This is a genomic window from Dietzia sp. IBK-p2-15D, assembly GCF_057773105.1.
Genome location: NZ_JBYMTK010000026.1, coordinates 1 through 888, shown reverse-complemented (window position 1 = coordinate 888; position 888 = coordinate 1). Strand labels below are relative to the sequence as shown.

Genomic DNA, 888 nt, shown 5'->3' with positions numbered 1-888 from the left:
GCCCGCCCCGGCGCCCCTGCCTGCGTCGGTGTCGGTGCTGGGGTGGCCGAGGAGGGCGGTGACGAGGGCGTCGGCGCGTAGTTCGTCCATGCTGCGGATGGTGTCGGTGTCGAGGGTGTCGGCGCCGTGGCGGCGGGTGGTCTCGACGCGGGTGCGGGTGTCGCGGTGGCGTTGGGCGGTGGCCCTGGTCTGCAGCAGGGTGTGGATGGCGGAGGCTTCGGTGGCGGTGAGGTGGGCGGTGAGGTCGGCCATGCCGTCTGGGCCGCGGCGCAGGGTGACGCGGCGTTCGCGGACCGCGGCGGTGCGGCGCAGGCGTACGCCGTCGGGGTCGTGGGCGGCGATGATGCGGTCGGTGTGGGACAGGATCGCGTCGCGTCCGGGGCGCCTGCCGGCGGCGAGGGCGGCCAGGAGCCAGTCGATGACCTCGCGGTGGACGGCGTCGCGGTGCAGGGAGTCCACGGTGCGCATGTGGCGTGCGAGCAGGGTGGCGGTGGCTTCGTCGAGGTGGCCGGTGTCCATGGCCTCGACGAGACAGGGGAACTTGGTGACCAGGGTGATGGCCAGGGTGAGCAGGCTGCGGGCGCGGTTGTGGTGCACGCCGTAGGCGGCGACGATCTCACTTGTGGCGATGGTCAGTGGGTCGATGACGGCGTGTTCGGGGCGTTGGTCCAGGCCGGGGCCGTAGCCGGCGGCGATGTCGCGTAGTTCCTGTTCTTCGCGGCAGGTGGCCCACAGGTCGTGGCAGGCGCGCAGCCGGGCGGCGGCCGCGCGATTCTCGGCGTGCAGTGCCGCCAGGGCTGCGGAGCTGGCGGCGGTGACGGCGGGACTGCCGGCCACCGCTCCGGCATCATCCCCGGTGGTCGTCTCCCGCATGTGCACCCCCTCGGG

The 888-nt window shown here is 74.0% G+C and carries 1 protein-coding gene; it reads right to left on the bottom strand.

Going from position 1 to position 888, the window contains the following annotated elements; genetic code table 11:
• A partial coding sequence (locus tag AC3DEV_RS16685) for a DUF222 domain-containing protein (RefSeq protein ID WP_488372813.1) occupies nt 1-873 on the bottom strand: 873 nt, incomplete at its 3' end.
• Between the last annotated feature and the right edge of the window lie 15 nt (nt 874-888).